We start from the raw sequence: 4,335 nt of genomic DNA, 5'->3' as shown, positions 1-4,335 counted from the left end.
GCCAGAGCAGGTTCTGCTGACTGGCACCGATGGCCATGCGCACTGCCAGCTCGTAACGCCGTTGCTGAGCCCGCATTTGGCTGACACCAGCAGTGCCTAGCAATGCCAGTAACAGGGTGGTAGCGCTGATAAGACAGATCAGATAAAAATAGATCCGACTTTGTCTGGTTAGATCTTGCCACAATTGCTGCAGCGGAAACAATTTAATGTTGTAGCCGGTTGCCAGTTCAGCCAGCGCCAGACTAACATCGGCCTCAGTAATAAGCTGTTGTTTAGGCAACACCAACACCAGTTGCTGCCAGTCGATAACCGGGTTCCTGGCATTGGGCGGTGAATAGACGTGCGGCAGCGGTTTTCGGCTGGTTTTAACATTAGCGGCAATACCAATAATCTGCTGGGTCTTATTATTGGCGTATAATGTTTGCCCGACAGCTTGCGCGGGATCTGTTGGATGCAGCAAGCTGGCGAAATTCAGGTCAACAATTATGGCGCGTGGGTCTTCATCGGCACTAAAGCTCCGGCCATGCAGCAGTGCTATGCCAAAGGTTGCAAAATGGCGCGGTTCTACTACTGCAACAGTGTGTTCGATATTGGGCGCGTCAGCGGCAGATTTAAGCGTACCAATGGTAAATGCGTCTGATATCGGTTGGTTGTCGCTATCTAATACCGTTGCCTGGGGCCAGTGTTGTTGTAAAGCCTGTTGCAGCTGCAACCTATGTTGCCGGTAACGGCTTACCCGTTGCTCTGCTGTACTACTGTCGCCGCTGTCGGATAATACGGTAAATTGCTGGTCTTTTTGCAGCCGTATTTGATAGCTATTTACCATATTAAACCCCCAACCGGTAAAAATTTCTTTGTAGCTATGCCAGGCCAGCGCGGCGGTGCTGGTGATCAATACTGACGCTATAGTCAGCTGCAGTAGTAGTAGGCATTTTATCAACAAGGCTTTTTGCTGTTTACTACTGCCCTTGCCGCTTTGATTCAGCTTTGTTGTCAGGCCGTTTTCGCTGCTGGATACCGGCAGGCTGAATAGCCATAGCAGTATGGCACCGAGTGCGGCAGCACTTAATAGCGTAATGCCGTTTAACGTCACGCTTTGTGCCAGTGGAATGGCGTCACCCGCCAGGGTAGGTATTAACCGGAACAACCATTGGGCTGCCAGCAGCGCTAGCAATATTGCTGGCAATATTAAGCTGACATTTTCCAGTGCAATCAGCAATCGCAAGGTTGAACTGCGACAGCCACTAACGGTTTGCACGGCAAACTCATGGTGCCGGCCCTGGTAATGCGCCAGCAGTACATTGGTCAGGTTTAGCGCGGCAATGCTGAATAAACCAGTGGTAACGGCCAGCAGCAACCACAGCAGTTTCTGGCTGTCAGCCAATAAATACTGGCGGTAACCTTGTTGGCTGGTTTTGAAACTCGCCCTTTGAAACATCGGTGCCAGTGCTCTAGGCGCTTGTTGTTTCTCATTCTCCAGCCATTGCGCCAGTTCAGCGTCTGAGGGTAGCGCGCCGTCGCTGCGTAAAATAATGCTGGCCTTGCTGCCAAACCGGGTCGATTCAGAAAGCGGCGCTGTGGTGGCAGGATCAAATACTTGCCACACTTGTTCTGCGCTAAACTGGTGATTATCTGCCGCAGCATAAAAATCGGGCATCACGCCGGCGATACTGTAAGTTTTATTTTGCAGAGTTAAAGACTTGCCAACAACGTCGGCGCTGCGATTAAAGCGGTTTTGCCACAAACTTTCTGATATCCATACGGCTTGCTCAGCGTCGGCCTGAGCAGGCGCATGGCCATTAATTAAGGCAATACCGAGCAATTGCGGCGTGTTATTGCTGCTAAAAAATACTGTAGCGCTAAAACGCGTTGCGTTGGCTTCAACGCTGTCTTGTGTGCTGCTGGTCAAAAAGCCCCAGTCGCCATAACTGGCGAACTGGCGTTGCAGGCTAACAAAGCGGTGCTTATCAATAAAGCCGACGTCAATGCTGCCAAACTGCAGGTTAACCTGTTGCACTGTTAGCTGTTCAGCCTGGCGTACCTGCGGCAGCGGCTGGATCAAAATGGTGTAGCATAGTGTTAGCACCACCAGTACCGCCGCCAGCGACAGCCCCAGGCTAACAATAACCGGCAGGCACAGCCGGGGTTGTAAATACAAACGTTTTAAGCCAAAGGTTAAGGCATGTAAGTAAAGCATCAGGCAACATCCTTATTTTGCTGTTGTTCGGCGACGATGTTGCCATCAAGTAATTGGATCTGGCGTGTGGCAAGGCGGCTGTAACGAAAGTCGTGCGTTACCATCACGATAGTAGTGCCTTGCTGGTTTAATTGTTGCAGTAACTGCATTACTGCATCGCCGTTTTTACTGTCCAGGTTTCCGGTGGGCTCATCTACCAGCAGTAACTGTGGTGAGCACGCCAGCGCACGGGCAATGGCAATACGCTGCTGCTGGCCGCCAGACAGCTGGTTCGGGTAAAAGCTGGCGCGATGGCTCATATCAACCTCAGACAAACAGGCATTGACGCGCCGTGTCAGCTCTGCACGCTTTACGCCGCGGTGCCGTAACGGTAAGGCAACGTTATCAAACACCGTCATAGCATCAATCAGGTTAAATGATTGAAAGACAAAACCAAGGTGCTGGTTGCGAATAGCGGTGCGCTGGTTGGTACTAAGTTTACTGGTATTAATATCTGCCAGCATGTAGTCACCTTGATCGGCGGTGTCCATTAAGCCGAGGATATTCAGCAGGGTGGATTTACCGCAACCGGATGGCCCGGTAATAGCGACAAATTCGCCAGCATAAATGCTTAGGCTAATGTCCTGTAATGCCAGGGTGGCAATATTGGCATGGCGAAACGATTTACTGATATTGTGCAGGGTAATAAGTGCAGATGTCATGTTAGCTCCTGATAGGCTTATTGCAGGGTCAGATAAGGGTGTTGTTGCCAGTCTGGCTTGTCATAAGCCAGTAGCTGGTCATTGGCTTGTACGCCAGATTCAATGAGTAATTGGCGGTCAGACAACTCGCCAAATTGCACTAGCCGTGGCTCTGCTTTACCAGCACCAGTCTGGACAAACAGCGTTTGCGTGCTGTTGGGTCTAAGCCCGGGTGTTTGTGCGATATATAAGGCGTTGGGTTGATGTTGCAGCAACACCTTGGCACTAATATGTTGGGCGGGCCGGCTGCCAGGCGGCAGTTGGTCTGGTAAGGCAACTTCGGCTGCGACAGTACCATTTTGTACCAGAGCCTCTATCCGGCTGATCTGGCCCTCTATCTGGCCGGTACGGGTGTGAATAATAACCGGGCTGCCAATCTGTATCAGTTCGGTATGGCGCTGGTTTAGCAAAATGCGTGCGCTAAGCTGATGCTGGCTACCCACTCGCGCCAGCGCCTGGCCACTGCTGATGCTCTGGCCCAGCTCTACCTCTAACTGCTGAATATAGCCATTAAACCCTGCGGTTAATTGCATATTATTTTGCTGCTTTAACAACAGCTTATATTCGTTTTGCAGTTGAGCTAACTGCAGGTTTTTATGTGCCTTTTCTGCCTGCTGCTGGCGGGAAAATTGGGCATAGCGTTGTTGTTCAAATTGCAGTTTTTGACGTTGCTGCGTTACCTTTAATTCAGCACGTTGCAACTCAATGCGGGCGGCAATGCCATTGGCGGCTAATTCCTGATTTACCTTAAGTTCGAGCTCGGCTTGTTGTAACTGGTTTTCCATTTCTGCCAGCCGGCTTTGTTGCTCCAATTGCTGGCTGATCTGCTGCGAATCGAAAGCCGTTAGCTCGGCCTGCATTTTTTGCTGCGCGTTGTCTGCTGCGATGACTTTTAAGTCTAACTCTGGGTTTTCCAGCCGTAAAATAACCGTGTCAGCTTGTACTTCACTGCCCGGATGGTAAAAAATTTCAGTTACTACTCCGGCCGCGGGTGCGGTGAGTAAGCGCTGATGTCGGGCAATTAATTCGCCCAGTGCATCGCTATATAGTGTTAACTCGCCTTGTTGCACAGCTGTCAACGGGTACTGTGCCAGCGATATGGCAGGTACCACAGGTCGTGATAACTGATAGATTACCCCGCTTAGCAGAGCAAAGCCTGCCACGAGTAGCAGGTAGCGCAGGTAAGGTTTTCGTTGCGGTAAACTAATATCCATAACAGTATCCGTAAGGGCAATGGAATACTGTAATGAAAAAACCGTGCCATATTTTATTTTAAATTAAAACAATATCTTATGTTTTTATTCTTATTGGCGAAGCGCGAAATCGCGCGCAGTGCGCGCGATTTTCTAACCGGCGCTCAGCTTATTTCGCTTTGTCTACCAACAGGGCAATAGCACC

3 protein-coding genes are annotated in these 4,335 nt (G+C 50.3%); all 3 read right to left on the bottom strand.

Annotated features, from left to right (window positions below; genetic code table 11):
* Window positions 1-2,197: ABC transporter permease (locus V7D78_RS16215; protein WP_333609499.1), on the bottom strand; the 2,197-nt coding region annotated here is incomplete at its 3' end.
* Window positions 2,197-2,898, bottom strand: a complete 702-nt coding sequence (locus V7D78_RS16210; protein WP_333609498.1) for an ABC transporter ATP-binding protein — start codon at window positions 2,896-2,898, stop codon at window positions 2,197-2,199. The genes V7D78_RS16215 and V7D78_RS16210, both read right to left, overlap by 1 nt.
* A 17-nt stretch (window positions 2,899-2,915) precedes the next feature.
* Window positions 2,916-4,151, bottom strand: coding sequence for an efflux RND transporter periplasmic adaptor subunit (locus tag V7D78_RS16205; protein WP_333609497.1), 1,236 nt, complete (start codon window positions 4,149-4,151; stop codon window positions 2,916-2,918).
* Window positions 4,152-4,335: the final 184 nt, after the last annotated feature.

Origin of the sequence: Arsukibacterium sp. (genome assembly GCF_036735525.1) — a bacterium.
Taxonomy (GTDB): domain Bacteria; phylum Pseudomonadota; class Gammaproteobacteria; order Enterobacterales; family Alteromonadaceae; genus Alishewanella.
The sequence above is the reverse complement of the archived record's forward strand: the minus strand, read 5'-3'. Positions and strand labels throughout refer to the sequence as shown.

What these genes read in the sequence shown, in the direction of transcription:
- V7D78_RS16205 (WP_333609497.1), bottom strand. Translation starts at nt 4,151, where the DNA reads ATGGATATTAGTTTACCGCAACGAAAACCTTACCTGCGCTACCTGCTA.
- V7D78_RS16210 (WP_333609498.1), bottom strand. Translation starts at nt 2,898, where the DNA reads ATGACATCTGCACTTATTACCCTGCACAATATCAGTAAATCGTTTCGC.